This is a genomic window from Parerythrobacter aurantius (genome assembly GCF_045291475.1).
Taxonomy (GTDB): Bacteria; Pseudomonadota; Alphaproteobacteria; order Sphingomonadales; family Sphingomonadaceae; genus Parerythrobacter; species Parerythrobacter aurantius.
This window is the reverse complement of sequence record NZ_CP147985.1, coordinates 944,127-968,098: the sequence shown is the minus strand read 5'-3', so window position 1 is coordinate 968,098 and position 23,972 is coordinate 944,127. Positions and strand designations below refer to the sequence as shown.

24 protein-coding genes are annotated in these 23,972 nt (G+C 65.1%); 11 read left to right on the top strand and 13 right to left on the bottom strand.

The genetic code is table 11. The annotated features are described in order from the left end of the window. Window positions 1-43 precede the first annotated feature (43 nt). A complete protein-coding gene (locus WAB17_RS04785; RefSeq protein WP_435418874.1) occupies window positions 44-520 on the top strand; it encodes a c-type cytochrome in 477 nt (158 codons plus the stop codon). A 165-nt stretch (window positions 521-685) separates the two neighbouring features. Here the strand turns inward: WAB17_RS04785 and rplL are convergent, their stop codons facing one another. From rplL to WAB17_RS04750, 7 genes are all read right to left on the bottom strand, one after another. Next, complete coding sequence (rplL, locus tag WAB17_RS04780) at window positions 686-1,063, bottom strand: 50S ribosomal protein L7/L12 (RefSeq protein WP_435418873.1); 378 nt, start codon at window positions 1,061-1,063, stop codon at window positions 686-688. Window positions 1,064-1,135: 72 nt separating this feature from the next. Further along, on the bottom strand, window positions 1,136-1,651 hold the full coding sequence (rplJ, locus tag WAB17_RS04775) for a 50S ribosomal protein L10 (protein WP_435418872.1): 516 nt from the start codon (window positions 1,649-1,651) through the stop codon (window positions 1,136-1,138). A 300-nt stretch (window positions 1,652-1,951) separates the two neighbouring features. Next, window positions 1,952-2,995: a type 1 glutamine amidotransferase domain-containing protein gene (locus tag WAB17_RS04770; protein ID WP_435418871.1), complete on the bottom strand. Its 1,044-nt coding sequence runs from the start codon at window positions 2,993-2,995 to the stop codon at window positions 1,952-1,954. 59 nt (window positions 2,996-3,054) lie between these two features. Beyond that, on the bottom strand, window positions 3,055-3,279 hold the full coding sequence (locus tag WAB17_RS04765) for a helix-turn-helix domain-containing protein (RefSeq protein WP_435418870.1): 225 nt from the start codon (window positions 3,277-3,279) through the stop codon (window positions 3,055-3,057). Continuing rightward, window positions 3,279-3,824, bottom strand: a complete 546-nt coding sequence (locus WAB17_RS04760; protein ID WP_435418869.1) for a DUF2975 domain-containing protein — start codon at window positions 3,822-3,824, stop codon at window positions 3,279-3,281. Before WAB17_RS04760 ends, WAB17_RS04765 begins: the two co-directional genes overlap by 1 nt. Before the next feature lie 25 nt (window positions 3,825-3,849). Further along, window positions 3,850-3,981, bottom strand: coding sequence for a hypothetical protein (locus WAB17_RS04755; RefSeq protein ID WP_435418868.1), 132 nt, complete (start codon window positions 3,979-3,981; stop codon window positions 3,850-3,852). Window positions 3,982-4,166: 185 nt separating this feature from the next. Then, window positions 4,167-5,612, bottom strand: coding sequence for a carotenoid oxygenase family protein (locus WAB17_RS04750; RefSeq protein WP_435418867.1), 1,446 nt, complete (start codon window positions 5,610-5,612; stop codon window positions 4,167-4,169). Window positions 5,613-5,670: 58 nt separating this feature from the next. Between WAB17_RS04750 and WAB17_RS04745 the strand changes: the two genes are divergently transcribed. After that, complete coding sequence (locus WAB17_RS04745) at window positions 5,671-6,291, top strand: TetR/AcrR family transcriptional regulator (protein ID WP_435418866.1); 621 nt, start codon at window positions 5,671-5,673, stop codon at window positions 6,289-6,291. An 18-nt stretch (window positions 6,292-6,309) separates the two neighbouring features. On the opposite strand, the gene WAB17_RS04740 is transcribed toward WAB17_RS04745, so the two are convergent. Further along, a complete protein-coding gene (locus tag WAB17_RS04740; protein ID WP_435419416.1) occupies window positions 6,310-6,627 on the bottom strand; it encodes a hypothetical protein in 318 nt (105 codons plus the stop codon). Here WAB17_RS04740 and rpoB point away from each other — a divergent pair. The 3 genes from rpoB (at window position 6,563) to WAB17_RS04725 (ending at window position 16,047) form a co-directional block, all read left to right on the top strand. Further along, window positions 6,563-10,744: a DNA-directed RNA polymerase subunit beta gene (gene rpoB, locus WAB17_RS04735; RefSeq protein ID WP_435418865.1), complete on the top strand. Its 4,182-nt coding sequence runs from the start codon at window positions 6,563-6,565 to the stop codon at window positions 10,742-10,744. The two genes, WAB17_RS04740 and rpoB, sit on opposite strands and share 65 nt — an antisense overlap. 70 nt (window positions 10,745-10,814) lie before the next feature. Next, window positions 10,815-15,143 carry a DNA-directed RNA polymerase subunit beta' gene (gene rpoC, locus WAB17_RS04730; protein ID WP_435418864.1) on the top strand — a complete coding sequence of 1,443 codons (4,329 nt, stop codon included), beginning with the start codon at window positions 10,815-10,817 and terminating at the stop codon, window positions 15,141-15,143. Between the two features lie 88 nt (window positions 15,144-15,231). Then, a complete protein-coding gene (locus WAB17_RS04725) occupies window positions 15,232-16,047 on the top strand; it encodes a hypothetical protein (RefSeq protein WP_435418863.1) in 816 nt (271 codons plus the stop codon). Window positions 16,048-16,065: 18 nt separating this feature from the next. On the opposite strand, the gene WAB17_RS04720 is transcribed toward WAB17_RS04725, so the two are convergent. Both WAB17_RS04720 and WAB17_RS04715 read right to left on the bottom strand, forming a co-directional pair. Then, entirely contained in the window at window positions 16,066-16,686 is a 621-nt protein-coding gene (locus WAB17_RS04720) for a hypothetical protein (RefSeq protein ID WP_435418862.1), read from the bottom strand. Continuing rightward, window positions 16,686-17,822, bottom strand: a complete 1,137-nt coding sequence (locus tag WAB17_RS04715) for a serine hydrolase domain-containing protein (RefSeq protein WP_435418861.1) — start codon at window positions 17,820-17,822, stop codon at window positions 16,686-16,688. Before WAB17_RS04715 ends, WAB17_RS04720 begins: the two co-directional genes overlap by 1 nt. Window positions 17,823-17,880: 58 nt before the next feature. Here WAB17_RS04715 and gltX point away from each other — a divergent pair, with 58 nt between their 5' ends. Continuing rightward, complete coding sequence (gltX, locus tag WAB17_RS04710) at window positions 17,881-19,215, top strand: glutamate--tRNA ligase (RefSeq protein ID WP_435418860.1); 1,335 nt, start codon at window positions 17,881-17,883, stop codon at window positions 19,213-19,215. A 72-nt stretch (window positions 19,216-19,287) separates the two neighbouring features. After that, complete coding sequence (locus WAB17_RS04705) at window positions 19,288-19,926, top strand: hypothetical protein (protein ID WP_435418859.1); 639 nt, start codon at window positions 19,288-19,290, stop codon at window positions 19,924-19,926. A gap of 12 nt (window positions 19,927-19,938) precedes the next feature. On the opposite strand, the gene WAB17_RS04700 is transcribed toward WAB17_RS04705, so the two are convergent. Continuing rightward, window positions 19,939-20,112 (bottom strand): hypothetical protein, encoded by a 174-nt coding sequence (locus WAB17_RS04700; protein WP_435418858.1) that lies wholly within the window; start codon window positions 20,110-20,112, stop codon window positions 19,939-19,941. 90 nt (window positions 20,113-20,202) lie between these two features. Continuing rightward, on the bottom strand, window positions 20,203-21,672 hold the full coding sequence (gene pyk / locus WAB17_RS04695) for a pyruvate kinase (protein ID WP_435418857.1): 1,470 nt from the start codon (window positions 21,670-21,672) through the stop codon (window positions 20,203-20,205). 48 nt (window positions 21,673-21,720) lie between these two features. Between pyk and WAB17_RS04690 the strand changes: the two genes are divergently transcribed. From WAB17_RS04690 to WAB17_RS04680, 3 genes are all read left to right on the top strand, one after another. Beyond that, on the top strand, window positions 21,721-22,035 hold the full coding sequence (locus WAB17_RS04690) for a DUF1244 domain-containing protein (RefSeq protein ID WP_435418856.1): 315 nt from the start codon (window positions 21,721-21,723) through the stop codon (window positions 22,033-22,035). Between the two features lie 81 nt (window positions 22,036-22,116). After that, window positions 22,117-22,353: a DUF2312 domain-containing protein gene (locus WAB17_RS04685; RefSeq protein WP_118055007.1), complete on the top strand. Its 237-nt coding sequence runs from the start codon at window positions 22,117-22,119 to the stop codon at window positions 22,351-22,353. Between the two features lie 50 nt (window positions 22,354-22,403). Beyond that, window positions 22,404-22,652 (top strand): hypothetical protein, encoded by a 249-nt coding sequence (locus WAB17_RS04680; protein WP_435418855.1) that lies wholly within the window; start codon window positions 22,404-22,406, stop codon window positions 22,650-22,652. A gap of 69 nt (window positions 22,653-22,721) precedes the next feature. Here the strand turns inward: WAB17_RS04680 and WAB17_RS04675 are convergent, their stop codons facing one another. Beyond that, window positions 22,722-23,486: a CPBP family glutamic-type intramembrane protease gene (locus tag WAB17_RS04675; RefSeq protein ID WP_435418854.1), complete on the bottom strand. Its 765-nt coding sequence runs from the start codon at window positions 23,484-23,486 to the stop codon at window positions 22,722-22,724. Window positions 23,487-23,624: 138 nt separating this feature from the next. On the opposite strand from WAB17_RS04675, the gene WAB17_RS04670 reads away from it, so the two are divergent. Next, window positions 23,625-23,972 carry a heavy metal-binding domain-containing protein gene (locus WAB17_RS04670; protein WP_435418853.1) on the top strand — a complete coding sequence of 116 codons (348 nt, stop codon included), beginning with the start codon at window positions 23,625-23,627 and terminating at the stop codon, window positions 23,970-23,972.

Below are 23,972 nucleotides of genomic sequence, written 5' to 3'. Positions count from 1 at the left end.
GTTATCGCTTGACCGCAATTCCAGCCGGGCCCACCATCGCCAAATGGGCCGTCGCTTCATGGTGTTTTCGATGCTGGCGATAGGAACCCTGGTGGGCTGTGCCCCGTCGGACATCGCAGTGCGAGACGATGTGCCACTGGTAACGGTGCCGGTGCCTCCGCCGATAACCGTCGTCCCGCCGCCGCCGCGTCGTCCCGATGTCATCGAGTTGGTCGGGCGGGAGCCATTGCCCGCCGACGCGGGTGGCTTCGCCAAGTGTGCCTCGTGCCACTCGCTAAAGCCCGGCCAGAACGGGATCGGCCCTTCGCTCGCCGGGGTCTTCGGCAAGCCTGCCGCTCGCGACCCCGTCTATCGCTACAGCGATGCGCTGCGCACGTCGGGCCTGGTGTGGGACGCGGCAACGCTAGACCGTTTCCTCACGCGACCCCGCGACCTGGTACCCGGCAACAAGATGTCCTTCGCCGGCCTTAGCGACCCGGCCCAGCGCGCCCAGATCATCGCCTTCATCGAGCGGTATTGAAACGGGCACGAGAAAAGGGCGGCACCTCGCGGCACCGCCCTCTTGTAGTCTCTTAGATCGGGCCGGACGTCCCGGCAGAGCCGTGACGTCGAACGCGGCGGGGCCGCGCCGGCCGGCCTTGCGGCGAGCAGCGACCCGGCGAAGCCAGGCCGCGCCGCCTCAGGCTTACTTGAGCTCGACGGTGCCGCCGGCTTCTTCGATCTTCTTCTTGAGTTCTTCGGCTTCGGCCTTGCTGACGCCTTCCTTGACGGCCTTCGGCGCGCCTTCGACGAGAGCCTTGGCTTCGGTCAGGCCCAGGCCGGTGATGGCGCGGACTTCCTTGATGACCTGGATCTTCTTGCCACCGTCGCCGGTGAGAATGACGTCGAATTCGGTCTGCTCTTCGGCAGCACCGCCGGCGTCGCCGCCAGCCGGGGCAGCAGCCACGGCGACAGCAGCAGCGGCGGACACGCCCCACTCTTCTTCAAGCGCCTTGGCGAGCTCGGCGGCTTCCAGGACGGTCAGCTTCGAAAGTTCTTCAACGAGAGCCTTGATATCGGCCATTGTACGTACTCCAAAAATGGTCGGGGTGCCTGTGGCTGGCCCCGGTGGAATGTCTGTTCTTGCGAAAACCGCTTACGCCGCATCCTTGGCCGCATAGGCCCCGAAAACGCGGGCGAGCTTGGCGGCGGGGGCGTTGACGACCTGGGCGACCTTGGTCGCCGGGGCGTTGACGAGACCCACCAGCTTTGCACGCAGCTCGTCGAGGCTGGGGAGCGAGGCGAGTGCCTTGATCCCGGCTTCGTCGAGCACCTGACCGCCCATTGCGCCGCCGACAATTTCGAGCTTGTCGTTCGTCTTGGCGAAGTCCACCGCAGCCTTGGCTGCAGCGACCGGGTCGGTCGAATAACCGATCGCGGTCGGGCCCGTCAGCATGTCACCCATGCCTTCGTAAGCCGTGTCCTTAAGGGCGATCTTGGCAAGACGGTTTTTCGCAACCTTGTAGGAAGCACCAACGTCACGCATCTTCAGGCGCAGGTCGGTGGACTGGGCCACCGTCAGGCCGAGGTTGCGGGTGACAACCACCACGCCCGCCTCGTTGAAGACTGCATTGAGCTGGGCAACCGCGTCGGCTTTTTGCGAACGATCCATGCCATACTCCTTCACATATGATCGCACGGGATGGCTCCCATACGACCGGCTCAATTCGCTCCGCCGCTCATGCGGCGCAGCACTGTGTCCAATGATGGGGAAGGAGGGCGCATACACGCCAGGTGGCCACCTGTCTGGAGGAGGCCGGAAAACTCGTTTCCCCGTCTAGGCTGGAAATTAAGACCGGCAGATTCCGGTCACCAACTGTCTCGGACGGATGAACTGCGGATCGAAGAGACCCGCCGTTCAGGGGCGGGCCTCTAGGGATTTGCGGCGCCGTGTCAAGCGAAAGCGGGTGGCCTAACTGGCCGCCAGAGCGGCCTTCGCCTGCGCGATCGCTTCGGCCAGCTGGGGTTCGGGGAAGTGCGGGTAGGCCAGTTCCATGACCTTGAGTGCGGGCGCAAGCATGGTGGCTTCGCCTTCCGCCTGCATCGCGCGGTAATAACCCCAGATGGCGATCAGCGGGATGTCCAGCGTATCCTTGCTCGTCGCCAGCGCGGCTTCCAGCGGTGCCGTATCGCCGCCGATCGCCTTGGCCACCAGCATCAGGCTCCGCTCGTCGGCCCACAGCTGGCGTTCGACAGTACGCTTGCCGAGCGCCCGCAGCACCGCATCCGATGCAGCAGCAACGGAGTAGGGGTTCTGGCCTGTCACGACCCGCCCGTCGGTAACGACGTAGGGCAGCATGATTGGCGCGTCGGAGAAATCGGCCTGCTGGCGGCGTAGCTCGGTTTCCAGCAGGAAGGGGAAATGCGGTACCCATTTCTTGCCGAACAAGGCCTCTTCCTCGTCGGCAAAGCCCGTAAGGGCGCGGCCGCGCGCCCAGTCCGAACCATCCTGATTGCGCATCCGGGCAAACACTGCCGGACCGTGGCAGACTGCCGCGATCACACCGCCCCTGCTTTCGGTCGCGACCAGCAGACCTTGCAGCACCTGGCTGAAGGGCAGGTCCAACATCGCCCCTTTGCCGCCGATCACCATAACGGCGGCATATTGCCCGGCCATGTCGGTGCTGAGGCGCAGGGTTCCGGCCAGCTTTGCGCTCGCTTCCGGATCGTCGGCGAAGGCCCGGTTGTACGGCTTTGCGGGATCGAATTCGTCCGGGACGACCGCGCCGCCTTCCGGGCTGGCGATGTCGACATCCATGCCGTTGGCGCGGAAGACCAGCCAGGCCTGGGCGAGTTCGTCCATCTCGAAGCCGGGCTGCACCTTGCCGCCATCGCGCCCATGGCTGCTGACCACGAGCAGTACGCGATCAGGCAGCGGCGAGGCGGGTGCCGCATGGGCAAGCGAAGGCAAGGTACCCAGAAGCAGGGCGCAGAAAAGCGTGATCCATCGGACCATGATCGGACTCCATGATTTGGTATGGCAGGTTCGGGGGCGGACCGGGCCGCCCCGGTGCGTCAGTCTCGCTGGTAGCCCAGCAGATCGCCCGGCTGGCAGTCGAGCTCGCGGCAGATCGCTTCCAGCGTGGAGAAGCGGATAGCCTTGGCCTTTCCGGTCTTGAGGATCGACAGGTTGGCGAGGGTCAACCCGACACGCTCGGCCAGTTCGGTCAGCGTCATTCGGCGGGCGTGGAGCAGGTCGTCGAGTCTGACCACGATGTTGGTTCCTTCCTCGGCCGGCATCACACGGTCCCTTCCAGGTCGTCGCGCATGGCAGCGCCGTGGCGGAACACGCGGGCGAGGATGAACAGGATGACGACCAGCAGGATCCCGGTAACGTCGAGGCTGCTGTCCACCATCATGCTCGCTTCCTTCGCCTCATCGGCGATCTCGGCGAGTTTCTTCCCGAAAGCGGTGGCCGGAATGAAGAGGAGCTGCACCCCGAGCATGAGCCAGCCCATCTGGCCCAGCCGGTCGGCATTGGCGGGCTGGAACGGGTCCCCCTCGCCGACGGTGGTGATGATCTTCCGCAGATTGCCGAAAAACACGAACAGAGCGGCGACGATGACGAGGCCTATGGCGAATACGCCCAGCAGCGCCGCAACGGGGAATGTCGCGGCGGCGTTGCCCGAGTCGGCGACGTACTCGGCCAAAAAGCTGTCCCTGTAGAGCACAATCGCTCCGAGGACGCCGACGAGCACGATGCCGCCGAATATCATGACCGCTTGCAGGAACACGGTGAGGATTCTGCCGGCCAGCAGGATGAGATCGTTGGGACGGTCTTTCATGGTAGCAATCCTTGAGCGAAGGGACTCAGGCGAGCGTGGGTGTGACGAGCGCAGCCTGCGCCTGTGCAGGCGGGACGGTGACGATGGCGCCGAAGCTGCCGGCCATGATCATGACTGCGGCGAATGCGGCGAAGAGGTTCTGGGTGAAGCGAGGCATTATCGATCTCCTTGATAGTCAATATCGATAATCAATAATCCGAGTCGCACTTATTGTCAATCGATAATATCGCAAAACGATAACTCGCTTATCGTGCCCCAGAAAACAAGAGGCCCGCCGCCGGATGTCCGGGGCGGGCCAGGGCAGGGTCGGGAGAGGGGGCGACCCTTAGGGGAGATCGAATGTCAGCTGGCGCTGGGCACCCAGTTGCCGTGGAAGCCGGGCGGGATGCGGTGGGGGATGTGGATCACCGCCTGCGGCGCGCCGGTGAAGTCGTCGGCCCTGAGAATCTGCAGCTCGGTGGTCTCGTTCGCCATGTCGATCACCAGGCCGATCAGCCAGCCGTCATCCTCCGCCGCGTCGGGGCTGCGCGGCACGAAGACGAATTCGCCCGGATGCCGGTGCGCGCCCAGTTCGCGGACCTCGGTGGTCCCGGCGACGACGTCGTGCTTGAACAGCTGCGTCGCCCCCATGTCGAGGCCCTCGACCGGCGCCAGGGCGATGGCATAGGCGTAGCGATAGGGCTGGCAGGTCAGCCGCTCGTCATAGCGCGGAAATTCCTGGGCGCGGTCGTGCAGCACGGTGCGGGTCACATGGCGGGCGACCGGGTCGGCCACCCAGCGTTCGAACCGCGTCCAGCGCCCGCCAGGGCCGACCGGCGAGCTGTCGTAGGTGCTTTCGTGCGCCACCACGTCGACGACGACCTTCCCGTCCTCCGTCTCGAAGGCATTGGCCGGGTGATAGACGTAGACGGGCTCGTCGATTGTGCACCAGATGGTGTCCCCGCCCTTGCCGCCTCGCGGCAGCAGGCCGAGGCGCGTGCCGTGGTCCGGGTCCCAGTGGAACGGGAAGCTGAAGCCCGAGGTCAGCCGCTTCATCGAGAACACCGCCGGCAGGTCGAACACCAGCACATAGTTCTTCGTGATCTGGCAGTCGTGGATCGAGGGGCCATCCTTCACCGGGATCGGTTCCTCGCGCACCACCTTGCCATGGGCATCGACCACGGTGTGCCACACGGTCCTGGGATGCTGAACGTCGTAGCAGATCGCGTGCATCTCACCCGTCGCTGGGTCGAGGTGCGGGTGGGCCGAGAAGCTGTTCTGCAGCGTCCCGTCGAACGGGTTGTGGGCGATGGTGCCCAGCGTATCGTCGAGCTCGACCGGCTTGCCGCCCGCCTCGACGATGGCGAAGGTGCGCCCGTCGATGCCGACGATATTTGTGTTGGCGGTGTCGGTCCGGGGATTGCGGGTGCCGGGCTTGCGCGGTTCACCCAGCGCGTCGCTTACGGCATTGGAGCGGATCCAGCGGTTGCGATACCACTCGGCCTTGCCGTCCCTGATCCGCACGCCGTGCGCCATGCCGTCGCCGACGAACCAGTGGTAGCTGCCGGGCTCGGGAGGGGTCACGGGGTTCGGCCCGATGCGAAGGTAGCGGCCGTCGAGCTGCGCCGGGATCTCGCCGTCGACGCGCAGCGTGTCGAGCGTCACTTCCTCGGTCATCGGGGTATGGATGCCGGTCAGGTAGGGGTGCCCACCTTCCGGTTCGCGCAGCCGCTTGCGATTGAAATCGGCAACGGTCATCACGCCCTTGGTAACGGCGGAACGGATGGTCTTCTCGATGACGCTGGCCATGGCGGGTCTCCCCAAAGTTGAAGTTGTAAGCACGAGTCGGAATGTTTATGCTGTTAACATGACTGCGAATGATAACACTGTCAACATCAAATCCGACGAGGCGTACCACCACGGCGATCTGCGCGCCGCGGCGATCGCACTTGGGCTCGAGAAACTGGCCTCGCAGGAGGTGCCGGACCTGGGCCTGCGGGCCATCGCACGCGAACTCGGCGTCAGCGCCACCGCGCTCTATCGCCACTTTGCCAACAAGGATGCCTTGCTCGAAGCGCTGGCGGGGGAGGGCATCCGCCAGCTCGGCCGGTCGCAATTGGCTGCAGCCACGGCCGCAGGCGGGGGCTATGCCGCGTTCCAGGCGACCGGCGTTGCTTATGTCGAGTGGGCGGTCGCCAATCCGGCGCTGTTCGCGTTGACCTTCGCCTGCAAGCCGGGCCCCGACATGGGCGATGCCGGAAGCGACGACAACGAGGCTTTCCGCCAGCTCCAGGCCGGGATTTCCAGCGTCCTCCCGCAGCTCGAACCCGGCAGCGACCGCGCCAGCGCCGCGATCCATGCCTGGTCGATGGTTCACGGTCTGGCCAACCTGATCCTTTCGGGACAGGTTGCGAACGACCCGGCGCTGATCCGGTCGGTCGTCGGCCTGACCTTCGGCCTTGGCCGCAACCCCGCCGAGCGCGCTTGACCGGGCATCCCTCTCTACCTATATGGCCTCCCGACCGCTCGCTTCGAGCAAGGCCGATTCATGCGCGGGAATCGGCCAAGGAATGGAAGCAGCGGGCTCCATAATCGCGACGCCTTGATTGTGCTGCAGCAGTGCCGCCGGATTCGGTGTGCCCCAGCTGCGGCCTTTTCGCGTCCCGGTTGTGATCCTCCTCGCGTTCGACACGAGATTTTCCTGCCGGGCCGCAGCATGAGCGAGTCCGGCGCAGCACGAGAAGAGGCGACACTCCTCCATGGCAAGCAAGGCGAAAACCCCGAAGGCGATGACGAAGGCTTCGGGTACGGCAAAGCGGCGCATCCGCAAGATCTTCGGCGACATCCACGAAGTGGTGCAGATGCCGAACCTGATCGAGGTCCAGCGCGAAAGCTACGAGCATTTCCTGCGCTCGGACAAGAGCACGGGCTATGTCTCGGGCCTCGAAAAGACGCTGCGTTCGGTGTTCCCGATCCGCGACTTCGCCGGCACCGCCGAGCTCGACTTCGTGCACTACGAACTCGAAGACCCGAAGTACGACACGACCGAGTGTCGCCAGCGCGGCATCACCTATGCCGCCCCGATGAAGGTCACGCTGCGCCTCATCGTCTTCGAAGTCGATACTGAGACGGAAACCCGCTCGGTGCTCGATATTAAGGAACAGGACGTCTACATGGGCGACATGCCGCTCATGACCGAGAACGGCACCTTCATCATCAACGGGACGGAACGCGTCATCGTGTCGCAGATGCACCGTTCGCCGGGTGTGCTGTTCGACCATGACCGGGGCAAGACCCACAGCTCGGGCAAGCTGCTGTTCGCCGCCCGCGTGATCCCCTACCGCGGTTCGTGGCTCGACTTCGAATTCGACGCCAAGGACATCGTCAACGTGCGTATCGATCGCAAGCGCAAGCTGCCGGTCACCTCGCTGCTGTTCGCGCTCGGCCTCGATGCCGAGGATATCCTCAACTACTTCTATTCGACTGTCACCTGGGAACGGGCGGAGGACGGCTGGCAGATCCCGTTCGTGCCCGAACAGTGGCGCGGCGCGAAGCCGGCCTTCCCGCTGGTCGATGCCAAGACGGGCGAGGAAGTGTTCCCGGCCGGCCAGAAGATCAGCCCGCGTGCCGCCAACAAGGCCGCCAAGGACGGTCTTGCCACCCTGCTGCTGCCGACCGAGGAAATCTTCGCGCGCTATGCCGCGAATGACATGATCGACGAGTCGACCGGTCGCATCTACATCGAAGCCGGCGACGAAGTCGGTCCCGACCACCTCGAAGCGCTCGACGCCGCCGGGTTCGACAAGATCGCCCTGCTCGACATCGACCACGTCGGCATCGGCCCCTGGATCCGCAACACGCTCAAGGCAGACAAGGCCGAAAACCGCGACGAGGGCCTGGAGGCGATCTACAAGGTCATGCGCCCGGGCGAACCGCCGACGAAGGAAACCGCCGAAGCCCTGTTCGAAGGCCTGTTCTTCGACGGCGAACGCTATGACCTGTCGGCCGTGGGCCGCGTCAAGCTCAACATGCGTCTCGACCTCGACGCCGAAGACACCGTCACCACATTGCGGAAGCAAGATATCCTCGCGGTGGTGAAGGAACTCGTCGGCCTCAAGGACGGCAAGGGCGAAGTCGACGACATCGACAACCTCGGCAACCGCCGCGTGCGCTCGGTGGGCGAGCTGCTCGAAAACCAGTACCGCGTCGGCCTGCTCCGTATGGAGCGCGCCGTGAAGGAGCGCATGAGTTCGGTCGACGTCAGCACCGTGATGCCGAACGACCTGATCAACGCCAAGCCCGCCGTGGCTGCCGTGCGCGAGTTCTTCGGTTCCTCGCAGCTCTCGCAGTTCATGGACCAGACCAACCCGCTCTCGGAAGTCACCCACAAGCGCCGTGTCTCGGCGCTTGGACCGGGTGGTCTGACCCGCGAGCGTGCCGGTTTCGAAGTGCGCGACGTCCACCCGACGCACTATGGCCGCATCTGCCCGATCGAAACGCCGGAAGGCCCGAACATCGGCCTCATCAACTCGCTGTCGACCTTCGCCCGCGTCAACAAGTACGGTTTCATCGAAACCCCGTACCGCGTGGTCAAGGACGGTAAGGTCACCAGCGAAGTAATCTACCTGTCGGCCATGGAAGAGCAGAAGCACACCGTGGCGCAGGCCTCGGCGGAACTCAACGACGACGGTTCCTTCGTCGAAGAGCTCATTTCGGCCCGCGCCAATGGCGACAACATGATGGCGCCGCGCGAAACGATTACGCTGATGGACGTGTCGCCCAAGCAGCTCGTCTCGGTCGCCGCTTCGCTCATTCCGTTCCTGGAAAACGATGACGCCAACCGCGCGCTGATGGGCTCGAACATGCAGCGCCAGGCGGTGCCGCTGGTCAAGGCCGAGGCTCCGTGGGTCGGCACCGGCATGGAAGAAACCGTCGCCCGCGATTCGGGCGCGGCGATCACCGCAACCCGTGGCGGCGTGGTCGACCAGGTCGATGCCAGCCGTATCGTCATCCGTGCGATCGGCGATGTCGAACCCGGCCAGTCGGGCGTCGACATCTACAGCCTGCAGAAGTTCCAGCGTTCGAACCAGTCGACCTGCATCAACCAGCGTCCGCTGGTGAAGGTCGGCGAGACGGTCGAGGCTGGTGACATCATCGCCGACGGCCCCTCGACGGACCTCGGCGAACTGGCGCTGGGCAAGAACAGCCTCGTCGCCTTCATGCCCTGGAACGGCTACAACTACGAAGACTCGATCCTGATCAGCGAACGCATCGTGAAGGACGACGTCTTCACCTCGATCCACATCGAGGAATTCGAAGTGATGGCCCGCGACACCAAGCTCGGGCCGGAAGACATCACCCGCGACATCCCGAACGTCGGCGAGGAAGCGCTGCGCAACCTCGACGAAGCGGGCATCGTCTACATCGGCGCCGAAGTGCATCCGGGCGACATCCTGGTCGGCAAGATCACGCCCAAGGGCGAAAGCCCGATGACGCCGGAAGAAAAGCTGCTGCGCGCCATCTTCGGCGAGAAGGCCAGCGACGTGCGCGACACCTCGCTCCGCCTGCCGCCGGGCACCAGCGGCACGATCGTCGACGTGCGGATCTTCAACCGCCACGGCATCGAGGTCGACGACCGTACCCGTGCGATCCAGCAGGAAGAGATCGAGCGCCTGCGCAAGGACAGCCAGGACGAGCGCGCAATCCTCAACCGGGCGACCTACAACCGCCTGCGCGACATGCTGCTCGGCCAGACCGCCTCGGCGGCGCCGAAGGGCATCAAGAAGGGCACGGAGATCACCGAGGCCCTGCTGGAGGACGTCGAGCGCCACGAATGGTTCAAGTTCGCGGTGGCCGACGATACGCGCCAGAGCCAGATCGAAGCGATCAAGGCCCAGTACGACGAGGCCGTGAAGGGCATCGACGAGAAGTTCGAGGATCGTAAGGAAAAGCTCGAACGCGGCGACGAACTCGCCCCGGGCGTGCTCAAGATGGTCAAGGTCTTCGTCGCCATCAAGCGCAAGCTGCAGCCGGGCGACAAGATGGCCGGCCGTCACGGCAACAAGGGTGTGATCAGCCGCATCCTGCCGGTCGAGGACATGCCGTTCCTCGAAGACGGGACCCCGGTCGACCTCGTGCTCAATCCGCTGGGCGTGCCCTCGCGCATGAACGTCGGGCAGATCTTCGAAACCCACCTCGGCTTTGCGGCGCGCGGTCTCGGCCAGCAGGTCAAGGCGGCGCTGGAAGAATGGCGCGCAGCCAACCCCAACCCCGAAGCGGGCGCTCCGCCCGAAGCGGTCAAGGCCAAGCTGCAGGAGATCTACGGCGATCGCTATGCCGAGGATATCGCCTCGCGCGGGACCGCCGAGATCGTCGAACTGGCGTCGAACCTCACCGCCGGCATCCCGATGGGCACCCCGGTGTTCGACGGGGCGCGCGAAGGCGATGTTACCACGCAGCTCCAGGCTGCCGGGATCGACAGCGACGGCCAGTCGGTGCTCTACGACGGGCGGACCGGTGAAGCCTTCGACCGCAAGGTCACGGTTGGCATCATCTACATGCTCAAGCTGCACCACCTGGTCGACGACAAGATCCATGCCCGTTCGATCGGCCCCTACTCGCTCGTCACCCAGCAGCCGCTGGGCGGCAAGGCGCAGTTCGGCGGCCAGCGCTTCGGGGAAATGGAAGTCTGGGCGCTGCAGGCCTACGGTGCGGCCTACACGCTGCAGGAAATGCTGACGGTAAAGTCCGACGACGTCGTCGGCCGCACCAAGGTCTACGAAGCGATCGTCAAGGGCGACGACACCTTCGAAGCCGGCATTCCCGAAAGCTTCAACGTGCTGGTCAAGGAAATGCGCTCGCTCGGCCTCAATGTCGAACTGTCGTCGCTGGGCGAGGACACCGACGAGGACGGCGACGGCCTGGCCATCGCGGCAGAATAGCAGGGCGAGGGCGGCCTTCCGGGTCGCCCGCCCGAACCGCCCCTGTTTTCCCCTTCAAGGGATGTGAGAAATGAACGAACTGACCAAATTCAGCAACCAGATGGCGAAGCCCGAAACCTTCGACCAGATCCAGATCGGCATCGCCAGCCCGGAGCGTATTCGCAGCTGGTCGTTCGGCGAGATCAAGAAGCCGGAAACGATCAACTACCGCACCTTCAAGCCGGAACGTGACGGCCTGTTCTGCGCCCGCATCTTCGGTCCCGTGAAGGACTACGAGTGCCTGTGCGGCAAGTACAAGCGCATGAAGTACAAGGGCGTCGTCTGCGAAAAGTGCGGCGTCGAAGTGACCGTGACCAAGGTCCGCCGCGAGCGCATGGGCCACATCGAACTGGCCGCGCCGGTCGCGCACATCTGGTTCCTGAAGTCGCTGCCCTCGCGCATCGGCCTGCTGCTCGACATGCAGCTAAAGCAGCTCGAGCGCGTGCTCTATTTCGAGAACTACATCGTCACCGAGCCGGGCCTGACGCCGCTGGAGAAGTTCCAGCTGCTGACCGAGGACGAACTGCTCGACGCGCAGGACGAGTATGGCGAAGACGCCTTCACCGCCGGCATCGGCGCGGAAGCGGTCAAGATCATGCTGATGGATCTCGACCTCGAGCAGGAGCGTGACGTCCTGCTAGAAGAGCTCGCGACCACCAAGTCGAAGCTGAAGCCCGCCAAGATCATCAAGCGGCTGAAGGTCGTCGAAAGCTTCATCGATTCGGGCAATCGCCCGGAATGGATGATCCTCGACGTCGTGCCGGTCATTCCGCCCGAACTGCGCCCGCTCGTGCCGCTCGACGGTGGCCGCTTCGCGACTTCGGACCTCAACGATCTCTATCGCCGCGTCATCAACCGCAACAACCGCCTGAAGCGCCTGATCGAACTGCGCGCGCCGGACATCATCGTCCGCAACGAAAAGCGCATGCTGCAGGAATCGGTCGATGCGCTGTTCGACAACGGCCGCCGCGGCCGCGTCATCACCGGTGCCAACAAGCGCCCGCTGAAGTCGCTCTCCGACATGCTCAAGGGCAAGCAGGGCCGCTTCCGCCAGAACCTGCTCGGCAAGCGCGTCGACTATTCGGGCCGTTCGGTCATCGTGACCGGTCCGGAATTGAAGCTGCACCAGTGCGGCCTGCCCAAGAAGATGGCGCTCGAACTGTTCAAGCCGTTCATCTACGCCCGCCTCGACGCCAAGGGTCTTTCCATGACCCTCAAGCAGGCCAAGAAGTGGGTCGAGAAGGAGCGCAAGGAAGTCTGGGACATCCTGGATGAAGTCATCCGCGAACACCCGGTCCTACTCAACCGTGCGCCGACGCTGCACCGCCTGGGCATCCAGGCGTTCGAGCCGGTCCTCATCGAAGGCAAGGCGATCCAGCTGCACCCGCTGGTCTGCTCGGCCTTCAACGCCGACTTCGACGGCGACCAGATGGCCGTCCACGTGCCGCTTTCGCTGGAAGCCCAGCTCGAAGCGCGCGTGCTGATGATGTCGACCAACAACATCCTCTCGCCCGCCAACGGCAAGCCGATCATCGTGCCTTCGCAGGACATGGTACTGGGCCTCTACTACCTGTCGATGGAACGGCAGGAGAAGACGCCCGAGTACATCGACGGCGAAAACGGCGAGAAGATCGAGAAGCTGCCGCGCTTTGCCGACATGGCCGAAGTGCACCAGGCGCTGGAAGTGAAGTCGGTCACGCTGCACACCCGCATCATCGCCCGCGTCCCGCAGGCCGACGAGCAGGGCAACGTGTCGATGCAGCGCTTCGTCACCACGCCGGGCCGCATGCTGATCGGCGAATGCCTGCCCAAGAACCACAAGGTTCCGTTCGATATCGTCAACCGCCTGCTGACCAAGAAGGACATCGGCGACGTGATCGACGAGGTCTATCGCCACACCGGCCAGAAGGACACGGTGCTGTTTGCCGACGCCATCATGGCGCTGGGCTTCCGCCACGCGTTCAAGGCCGGCATCAGCTTCGGCAAGGACGACATGATCATTCCGGACAGCAAGGACGGCATGATCGAGGAAACCAAGAAGCTGGTCGCCGACTACGAGCAGCAGTACCAGGACGGTCTCATCACCCAGCAGGAAAAGTACAACAAGGTGATCGACGCCTGGAGCCGCTGCGGCGACCAGGTGGCCGACGCGATGATGGCCGAGATCAAGTCGCAGAAGTTCGACGACGACGGCAAGGAATCGCAGATCAACTCGATCTACATGATGTCGCACTCCGGTGCCCGTGGTAGCCCGGCGCAGATGAAGCAGCTCGCCGGGATGCGCGGCCTGATGGCGAAGCCGTCGGGCGAGATCATCGAGACCCCGATCATCTCGAACTTCAAGGAAGGCCTGACCGTCCTTGAATACTTCAACTCGACCCACGGCGCCCGCAAGGGTCTGGCCGACACCGCGCTCAAGACGGCGAACTCGGGCTACCTGACCCGCCGCCTTGTCGACGTGTCGCAGGACTGCGTGATCGTGGTCGACGACTGCGGCACCGAGAACGCGCTGGAAATGCGCGCCATCGTGCAGGGCGGTTCGGTCATTGCCTCGCTCGGCGAACGTATCCTCGGCCGCACCACGGCAGAAGACCTCGTCAACGCCAAGACCGGCGAAGTGATCGTCAAGGCCGGCACGCTGCTGGACGAACCGATGGTCAAGGCCATCGAGGAAGCCGAAGTGCAGGTCGCCAAGATCCGCAGCCCGCTGGTCTGCGAAGCCGAACAGGGCGTCTGCGGCACCTGCTACGGCCGTGACCTTGCCCGCGGGACCCCGGTCAACATCGGCGAGGCTGTGGGCGTCATCGCCGCGCAGTCGATCGGCGAGCCGGGCACCCAGCTGACGATGCGGACCTTCCACATCGGCGGCGCGGCGCAGCTCAACGAAACGAGCCACCTCGAGGCGATCTCGGACGGCACCGTGGTTTACCGTGACATGCCGACCATCACCGACAAGAAGGGCCGTATCCTGTCGCTCGCCCGCAACGGCGAACTGGCGGTGATCGACGCCGAAGGCCGCGAACGCGAAATCCACAAGGTGCCTTACGGTACCGTGCTGATGCACAAGGATGGCGGCAAGGTGAAGGAAGGCGAACGCCTGGCAGAGTGGGATCCCTTCTCGCTGCCGATCATCACCGAACAGTCGGGCGTGGTCCGGTACCAGGACCTGATCGATGCCGTGACCATGGAAGAAATGGTCGACGATGCGACGGGTATCGCCCAGCGTGTCGTGACCGAGAACCGCGCCACCGGCCGCAAGAAGAAGGAAGACCTGCGTCCGCGGCTCACCCTTCTGAACGATGCCGGTGCGGAAACCGAGGCGGCGCGCTACATGCTCGCCCCGGGCACCGCGCTGTCGGTCGAGGACGGCCAGCAGGTCGAAGCGGGCGACATTCTCGCCCGTGCCAGCCGCGAAGCTGCCAAGACCCGCGACATCACCGGCGGTCTGCCGCGTGTTGCCGAACTGTTCGAAGCCCGCGTGCCCAAGGACAATGCGATCATCGCCAAGATTTCCGGCAAGATCGAATTCGTCCGCGAGTACAAGGCCAAGCGCAAGATCGCGATCGTGCCCGAGGAAGGCGATCCGGTGGAATACCTGATCCCCAAGACCAAGGTGATCGACGTCCAGGAAGGCGACTTCGTCAAGAAGGGCGACACGCTGATTTCGGGCAGCCCCAACCCGCACGACATCCTCGATGTCCTGGGCGTGGAAGCGCTGGCCGAATATCTCGTGGCGGAAATCCAGGAAGTCTATCGCTTGCAGGGCGTGAAGATCAACGACAAGCACATCGAGGTGATCGTTCGCCAGATGCTGCAGAAGGTCGAGATCACCGACGGTGGCGACACCGTGCTGCTGCCGGGCGAACAAGTCGACCTCGAAGAGATGAACGAAGCCAATGCGAAGCTCGCCAAGGGCAAGCAGCCGGCGACGGGCACTCCGGTGCTGCTCGGCATCACCAAGGCGTCGCTCCAGACCCGTTCGTTCATCTCTGCCGCGTCGTTCCAGGAAACCACCCGCGTGCTGACGCAGGCGGCAGTCGAAGGAAAGCGCGACAGCCTGATCGGCCTCAAGGAAAACGTCATCGTCGGCCGTCTCATCCCCGCCGGTACCGGTGCGGGCATGAACCGCCTGCGCGTGACTGCCTCCACTCGCGACGCCGCCCTGCGCGCCGCCTGGCGCAAGCAGCAGGAAGCGCTGGTGGTCGCCGACACGGCCGAGGAACAGCACAAGGCCGAACTGGCCCAGGGTCCGGAAGCCGCCATCGGCGACGACCCGCTGGCCGCAGTCGAGGGCGAAACCCACGGCACCGATGCGGATGCCGGCGAGTACCTGAATCCCGAAGCGGCGGACGGCGAATAAGCCTCAGCCCCCGTTCAGCGACGGGCGAGGAAAAACGGGCTCCGGGGACTTCGGTCTCCGGGGCCCTTTTCGTTGAGGACGCGCCATAATGTTGTTTGCCAGACTAGTGGTACTTGCCGTCTGCACCGCGATCCTGCCCGGTTGCTCGGGCCCGGAACAGGCGCTGCCTGCAACCTCGAACGATGCGCCCGCGCAATCCGGTTCGATTATCGAACCCTGGACGATGGAGGGTAGCTACACGGTTGCTTTCATCAATCACCGCGAACCTGCACCGCGTGGAGACTGGCCGGCGATGAGGGTGACGATCGGCCCCGACCGGATCGTTTGGACTTCGCAATGTGTCGGGGCGCAGTGGACCTATCGCGGTTCGGACGAGGACTACCGGACCGAGCGTTACTACGAGGCTGGCACCGGCATGTGCGCCCGTGGCCTGACGCAAGAAGAGCAGCAGGTCGAGCGGGCCTTCGACGAACTTGAATTGATCCTCCGTGTCGAAGGCGGCGTCTATGTGGAGGGCGGCGGCGAGAAGGTCCAGTTGCGACTGGTCCCAAGCGAGGCGCAGCGCTCTGCGCGGGCAGTCGACCTTAGCGGCGAATGGCGCGTTGCCGGGATCGATGGCAAGCCGATCGATCAAAGTTACGGGCTGGCCATTCGCGCCGATTTCCGCAACGTCTGGTGGGAACCGGGCTGTGCCGGGCAGGGGCGCGACTATGCGATTGTCGGCAACCGCTTCGAAACGCTCCCGCCGCCGCCCGGACCGGCGACTGTCTGCGCTATCGGCTATCCGCCCGAGGTTCCGCAGATCTGGCAGGCGATGGACGCGGCCGACACCATTGCCCGTACGCCCGAGAATGGCGTGCTGATCTCGGGAGGAGGCCGGAGCGTGCTGCTGTTCTCGCAGTAGGAACGCGGTCGCCGCGCGTCAGTACATCAGCCATGGCGGCATCGGCCGTGCCGTGCCCATGATCGCCAGCCGCACCGCATCGCCTTTCGCCTGCTCGCCCGCATTGTACCGTTCGCGGACCTGCCCCGACAGGCGGAAGGCGATGGGTTCGTCAGGCGCGCCCGGGCGCCCGATCGGGTCGAAAGCAATGTCGAGCGTGGCGATTTCTTCGCCGCGATGGAACGAGCGGAACGGCCGCGCTTCGCCCCCTTTGCGGAGCTCGATGCCTAGTTCGGACAGCCGGTACCCGTCGTCCTGCCATTCCCAATGTGTCCGCAACTGCCCTTCGTCGCGCATTTGCCGCAGGGTTGCCTCCTCCACCAGGTCGCGCGGCGGCTGCCAGGGCTCGGTACCGAAGGATGCGACGAGGAGGATCCGGCTCGGCCAGCCCAGCTTGCGATCCTGTACAGTGCCACGCGCACTATCGCGCCAGATGCAGATGTAGGGTGTGGCGGGCGACGTGGTGGCAACGCCGTAGAGCCGGTGGTGGATGAGGTCGCCCGCGCGGTTCTCTTCCGCGGTCTCGGGCGGATAGGCGGACAGGGTACCGCCTGCGTTCCATTCGTGGTGCAGCCAGGCGCAGGGTTCCGGCCCGGTCATCAACCTCGTCCGTAGGCCAGCCGTTCCAGCGCTCCGAAGGCCGCCAGCGCCCCGGGATCGCCGAACGGGGACAGCTGCGAGACGAACACGCCCGCCACGCCCTCGGCGGGGTCGATCCAGTAATACGAGTTGAAGATCCCGGCCCAGGCCAGGCTGCGGGGCGAGCGACCGTTCGGACCCCGCTCCGGATTGACGAGGAAGGCGAGGCTCCAGCCGGTGTGCTGGTCAGGAAAGTTGTCGAACGGGGCGGCGAGCTCCGGCATGGCCGAGCCCATGTAGCCCGCACGCAAATCGCCGACCTGGTTGCGGCTCATCTCCGCGACGGTGCCTTCGCTCAGGATGCGGTTACCGTCGAGCTCGCCGCCGCGCAGGATCGCGCGCAGGAAACGGGCATAGTCGGGCGCGGTCGAGGTCAGGCCCCCGCCACCGTTCTGGTATTCGCCGCCGCCTAGGATCATCGGGGCGGTTTCGAACCCGCCGCCATGCTTGCGGCGATGAACCGTGGCGGCATGACCGGCCAGTTCCGGCCGGAAGCCGGTGTCGGTCATGCCGAGCGGGGCGAAGACGTTCACAGCGAGATAGTCCCCCAGCCGCATCCCGCTAGCCGCCTCGACCGCAAGTCCGACGTAATCGGTGCCGACCGAATACTCCCACTTGTCGCCCGGATCGAACATGAGCGGCATCCTGAGGCTCGCCAGCGAACCCGGCTCCGGCATCCCGACATGGGCGAAATAGCGCAGGATTTCCGGATGGATGAAGAAATAGCCCAGCCCGGCGGTGTGGGTCAGCAGGTGCCGCAGCGTTACCGGCCGCGCTGCCGGGCGCAGGAGGGGGGCACCGCTGTCGTCGAACCCCGTCAGCACCTGCGCATCCGCGAGGTCGGGCAACACGTTGCCGATCGGCGCGTCGAGCGAGAGCTTGCCCTGCTCCACCAGCTGCATCGCCGCGACGGACACGAGCGCCTTGGTCATCGAGGCGATCTGGCACGGTGTGTCCAGCGCCATCGGCACGCCCCGCACCGCGTCGGCCTGGCCGAACGCCCGGGAATAGCGCGCACCCTGCCGGTCGACGATCATGCAAGCGGCGCCGGGCAGTGCCGCCTCTTCCACGACCTTCACGAATGCGCTGTCGTCCATCGTCCTCTCCCTCTTCCCGAGCTTTGAATGTGGGCAAAATACCGCTAGCGCAAGCGCCATGGTCACAACCCGTTTCGCCCCTTCGCCCACCGGGCGGCTGCATGTCGGCAATATCCGCACCGCGCTCCACAACTGGATGCTGGCGAGGAAGCACGGCGGCACCTTCATGCTCCGCATCGACGACACCGATGCCGAACGCAGCCGCGAGGAGTATGTCGAGGCGATCCGCGCCGACCTCGCCTGGCTGGGGCTGGAGCCCGACGGCGAGGAACGGCAGTCGGCGCGGCTGGCGCTGTACGAGGCCGCGTTCGAGACGCTGCGCGAGGCGGGCCGGGTCTACCCCTGCTATGAGACCGCGCAGGAGCTCGACCTGAAACGCAAGATCCAGCTCGGGCGCGGGCTGCCGCCGATCTACGATCGCGGCGCGCTGGCGCTCAGCGATGCGGAGCGCGCGGCGAAGGAGGCCGAAGGCATCGCCCCGCACTGGCGCTTCAAACTCGACCATGACGAGCCGATCGCCTGGGACGACGGCATTCGCGGGCCGCAGAAATTCGATCCGGCGACGCTGAGCGATCCGGTGATCCGCCGCGCCGACGGCTCGTGGCTCTATATGCTGCCCAGCGCGGTCGACGATATCGATATGGGGGTGACCCATGTGCTGCGCGGCGAGGACCATGTCTCCAACACCGCGGTGCAGGTCCAGATGTTCACCGCCATGGGCAAGGCCCCGCCGGCCTTCGCGCATGAGGCGCTGCTGGTCGGCAACGAGGGCAAACTGTCGAAACGGCTGGGCTCGCTCGGTTGCGACGCTTTCCGCGAGAAGGGCATCGAGCCGCAGGCGATCATCGCCATGCTGGCGCGGCTCGGGACCTCTCAGCCGGTCGAGCCGATTGCGGACCGGCAGGTGCTGGTCGACAGCTTCGACCTCGCCCATTTCGGCCGCGCCCCGGCGCGCTTCGACGATGCGGAGCTGGAGCGGCTCAACGCCGCCATCGTCCACCAGCTGGACTTTGCGGATGTGGCGCATCGCCTGCCAGACGGGATCGACGAGGCCGGCTGGCACGCCATCCGTCCCAACCTGTCGCATGTGGCAGAGGCCGCCGAGTTATGGCGACTGGTGACCGGGCCGATCGAGCAACCGGCGTTCTCGGACGAGGACCGGGCCTATCTCGCCCAAGCGGCGCAGGCGCTCGTCTGGGGCGACGACCCGTGGCACGCGCTGACCGGCGCACTTAAGAACAACACCGGCCGCAAGGGCAAGGCGCTGTTCCTGCCGCTTCGCCAGGCGCTCACCGGCATGGATCACGGTCCGGACATGGCCGAACTCCTCCCGCTTATCGGCGAGGCCGAAGCACGGGCCCGCCTGGCGCGCGCTGCCGGCAGCCTTGCGTGACGTAGCGGCGAGGTCTAGCATCCGGGCAAAAGGTCGCAGGGTCGCGCATCTCCATTCGAGGGGGAGGGACTGATGCCTGCTTTTTCACGCCGCAACTTCATCATTGCCGGAGGTAGCGCCACGGTTGCTGCCCCGCTTGCCGCCCAGGACCTGCTGAAGGTTCTCGAACGATCGACCCCGCCGCAGCAGCTCGGGCCGTTCTATCCGACCGTCCGCCCGCTCGACCAAGATGCCGATCTCACCCGCTTGCAAGGCAGCACCGGCGTCGCCAGCGGTGAATTGCTCGACGTATTCGGGGTGGTGACCGATCATGATGGCAACCCGATCGCGGGCGCGACGCTCGACCTTTGGCAAGCAAATGCTGTCGGCCGGTATATCCATGGCGGCGACCAGCGCGAGGAATTGCCGCTCGATCCGAATTTTCAGGGTTCGGCGCTGCTGACGACCGATGCCCAGGGCCGCTACCGGTTCCGCACCATCCGGCCGGGCGTCTATGCCTTCGGCGGCGTACCGCGCCCGCGCCATATCCATTTCGACATCAAGAGCCGGCAGGTGCGCCTGACGACGCAGATGTATTTCCCCGGCGAGCCGGAGAACGCGCTCGAGGACATCGCCGAAGGCTCGATGCTGGTCGCCAGGGCAACAGATCCGCTCGACGCGAAGGAAGGCGTTACGGCGCTGCAGTGGGATATCAAGCTGCCGTACGGCTGACCGGTTGAGGGATCAGCCCGAGAGGATCATTTGCGAGACTTCTTCGACGCTGCCGGTGACCAGCAGCGGCGTGCTGCCGACCATGCCGACCAGCGTCTGGCCATTCTCGCCGGTGCGCAGCCACGCGATATTGCTGGCGACGACCATATAGTCGCCGCCGCGGGATTTGAGGTTTACGAATTTCATAGGTTTGTTCCTGACGCACACACCTATGCGCCCGAAACCATCCAGAGGTGTTAACGCAGGGGTAGAAACATAGAGGTTGGGCCAAGCGGCCTACCCCTCATGCGTTTCCAGTTCGTCGCCCTTCAGCGTCACGACGTGGAGCAGGTTCGTGCTGCCCGGCGTCCCGAAGGGCACGCCCGCCAGCGCGATCAGCTTGCTGCCCGCCTGGCCGAAGCCGTGGCGCAGGGCCATGCGCTTGCCCTTGGCGATCATTTCTTCGAAGCTGCCGATATCCTTGGTCGCCACCGCGTGCGCGCCCCACTGCAGGCACAGCCGCCGCGCGGTGCGCATCGACGGGGTGAGGACCAGCATCGGCACGCTCGGCCGTTCGCGGGCGACGCGGCGCGCGGTCGAGCCGGAGCCGGTGAAGACGGTGATGGCGGCGATATTGACCGTGTCGGCGATGGTCATGCAGGCATGGCTCAGCGCGTCGGCGGTGGTCGGATCGGGCGGGGTGTCGAGCAGGCGGACACGTTCGAGATAGGCCTCGTCCTGCTCCACCTGCACGGCGATCTTGTGCATGATGGTGACCGCTTCCTCGGGCCAGTCGCCTGCCGCCGTCTCGGCGGAAAGCATCACCGCATCGGCCCCGTCATAGACCGCATTGGCGACGTCGGAGACTTCGGCGCGGGTCGGGGCCGGGCTCTCGATCATCGATTCCAGCATCTGCGTGGCGACGATCACCGGCTTGCCCTTGAGGCGGGTGGCGTTGACGATCCGCTTCTGCAGCGGCGGCACTTCCTGCGGCTCGAGCTCGACGCCGAGGTCGCCGCGCGCCACCATGATGCCGTCGGACATCTCGATGATCTCGTCGAGGCGCCGGACCGCCATTGGCTTCTCGATCTTGGCGCAGAGCGCGCCCTTGCCACCCATCAATTTGCGGGCTTCGGCAAGGTCTTCGGGGCGCTGGACGAAGCTGAGGCCAATCCAGTCGGCACCGTGTTCCATGGCGAAGGCGAGGTCGCGCCGGTCCTTGGGCGTCATCGCCGGGATCGGAATTTCCGCGTCGGGCACGTTGACGCCCTTGCGGTCGGAAATGACCCCGCCGACTTCGGCCGAACAGAGGATCTTCTCGTCATCGGCCTCGATCACCCGCAGGCGGATCTTGCCGTCGTTGATCAGCAGCCGCTGCCCCTTGCTCAGCAGGCCAAACAGTTCGGGATGCGGCAGTTCGACCCGCGTTTCGTCGCCCGGCTCCGGGTTGCGGTCGAGCGTGAAATGGCCCGAATGGCGGATCACGGCCTGCCCGTCCCTGAACTTGCCGACCCGCAGTTTCGGCCCCTGCAGGTCGGCCAGGATCGCGATCGGGCGGTGGAATTCCTTCTCCAGCGCGCGGATCGCCTGGATCGTGGCGGCATGGTCGGCGTGTTCGCCGTGGCTCATGTTGACGCGGAAGGCATCGGCCCCGGCCCTGAACAGGCGGCGCAGCACCTCGGGATCGCGGCTGGCGGGGCCGACGGTGGCAAGGATCTTGACCTTGCGGCCGCGGGGATCGACGTGCTTCGGATCGAGCTTTTGCATGGGCCCGAGCTATGGCACAGCTTCGTTGCAACTCAAGGAATAGTCACAATGGATACGAATGCGCCTGACGCCCTCGATACCCTGGACGATGCCGTAGCGGCCGCCGCGTTCCGCCGCCTCGTCCGCCACTTGCGCCATCGCCACGATGCGCAGAACATCGAGCTGATGGGCCTCGCCGGCTTCTGCCGCAACTGCCTCGCCGACTGGATCCGCGAGGCCGGCTTCGAAGGCGACAAGCTGGCCGCGCGCGAACTGATCCATGGCATGCCGATGGCGGAATGGAAGGCGACCCGCCAGAGCGAGGCGACGCCGGAGCAGGTGGCAGCGATGGAAGCGAGCGTGGCGAAGAACGCACAGGAATAATTTCCGCGTGCGGTTCAATCGTGCGCGGTCGCTGGCTATCGAGCCGCCAACTGATTCTCACCCGATTCACGGAGACCCCACATGGCCGAAGCCACCGACGACCGCCTGCGCCTGCTGATCGAGCGCATCGAACGCCTCGAGGAAGAGAAGAAGGGCATCGCCGACGATATCCGCGACGTCTATGCCGAGGCCAAGGCGGTCGGATACGATCCCAAGATCATGCGCCAGGTCGTGCGCCTCAGGAAGATGAAGCCTGACGATCGCAACGAGATGGAAATGGTGCTCGATACCTACAAGGCGGCACTGGGCCTCGGCTGAAATCATTGAAATTGCTTGACGAACACACTGTATTATTTCACCAATACAGGATGACCAGAAGCAAACTTCAAACCATCGGCATCTTTCTGATCGCTGCCCCGGTCGTCAGCGCCGTTTACCCCCTGCTGACGCTGCTGTTCGGCGCGGTTGCGGGGTTGATCGGCGGGCTGATCTTCCCGCAGGTGTTCGACAATCTGTCGCAACTGGTGTTCGGGAAGGCCGTGCCTGCGTGGCAAATCGGGGCAATGCTCGGGTTCGTCGGCGGCTTCCTTCGCGCGGCTGTTTCGCACAAGCCGTAGCAACGCCTGCCCGTTTTGCGGGGCCTGTATTGCATCGCCGCGCCCTCTTTGGGGGGCGGCGATGCAAACCTAGCCGGATGCGGCGAGGGCCAGGCCGATGATGGCGGCGAGCGTGCCGTTGTGGAGCGCATGCAGGACCACGCTGGCCCACAGGCCATGGGTGACTCGCGCATAGGCGAAGATCGACCCGGCGATGAATTGCGGGATCACCAGCGGCAGCGAGGATGTGAGCGAACCTTCCTGGTAGTTCGAAAGATGCACCAGCGCAAAGGCGAGGGTGCTGATCCAGAAAAACAGCGGGAAAATCCGCGCAAACCAGTTCCATGGCGCGCGGCGGCGCAGCAGCACGGCCGCGGCAAGACCGGCCAAGGCGGCAAGGGCGGCGAAGGCCACGGGGACGAGCGTATCCGGCGCCCCTTCTCGCCCGGCCAGCAGCAGGGTCGCCGCCGCAACGAGCAGCAGGGCGATGCCCAGCACCGCGCCTGGGCGTCCCGACAGCCATCCGCGAAAGGCGAGTTCTTCCATCAGCGGCGCGCCGAGCACGATGAGCAGCACCGTACCCGGTCCCCAGTCGAACTGCGCCAGCGAATGATCGGGCGGGGCGAATCCCGCACCGATAGCCAGCAACCCTATGGCGACAAGGCTACCTGCGAGCAGGAGGTCGAGCAGGTACAGGCGCAGCAAGGCGAGCCCGCCAGCCCGGTTCAAACCGCTCGCTGCAGGGGGAAGGACGGGACGGCGAAGGAAGGCGGCATAGGCAGACCATTCCTGACGTAACGAAGGTGCGGCAAGCTGCACTTGCGGGGCGGTCGAAAGGTTCAAGTCGTCTTTCATTGCCCGGAGGTCCTGCCAGCAAAGTCCTAAGAAAACCGGTCGCCGGGGCTGCCGCACCTGGCGTTTTCGCGATAGCCTGCCGCACCCAGCGCCACTAGGATGGGGCAAGACGTGGCAGATGCAAAAGGAATAGAATCAATGGCAGGCCCCTGGAAAGACGCGCGCGGCGTCATCGTCACCACTACCCCCACCATCGAAGGCCGGCCGATCCAGGACTATATCGGCATCGTCACCGGCGAGGTGATCGTGGGCGCGAACATCATGCGCGATCTGTTTGCCGGTATCCGCGACATCGTCGGCGGCCGATCGGGCAGTTACGAGCGCATCCTCGCCGATGCCCGCAGCCAGGCGATCGAGGAACTTCAGGCAGAATGTGCCAGCCGCGGCGGCAATGCCGTGGTCGGGATCGACCTCGATTACGAGGTGATCGGCGCCAACGGCTCGATGCTGATGGTCAGCGCCAGCGGCACCGCGGTCCGGATCTGA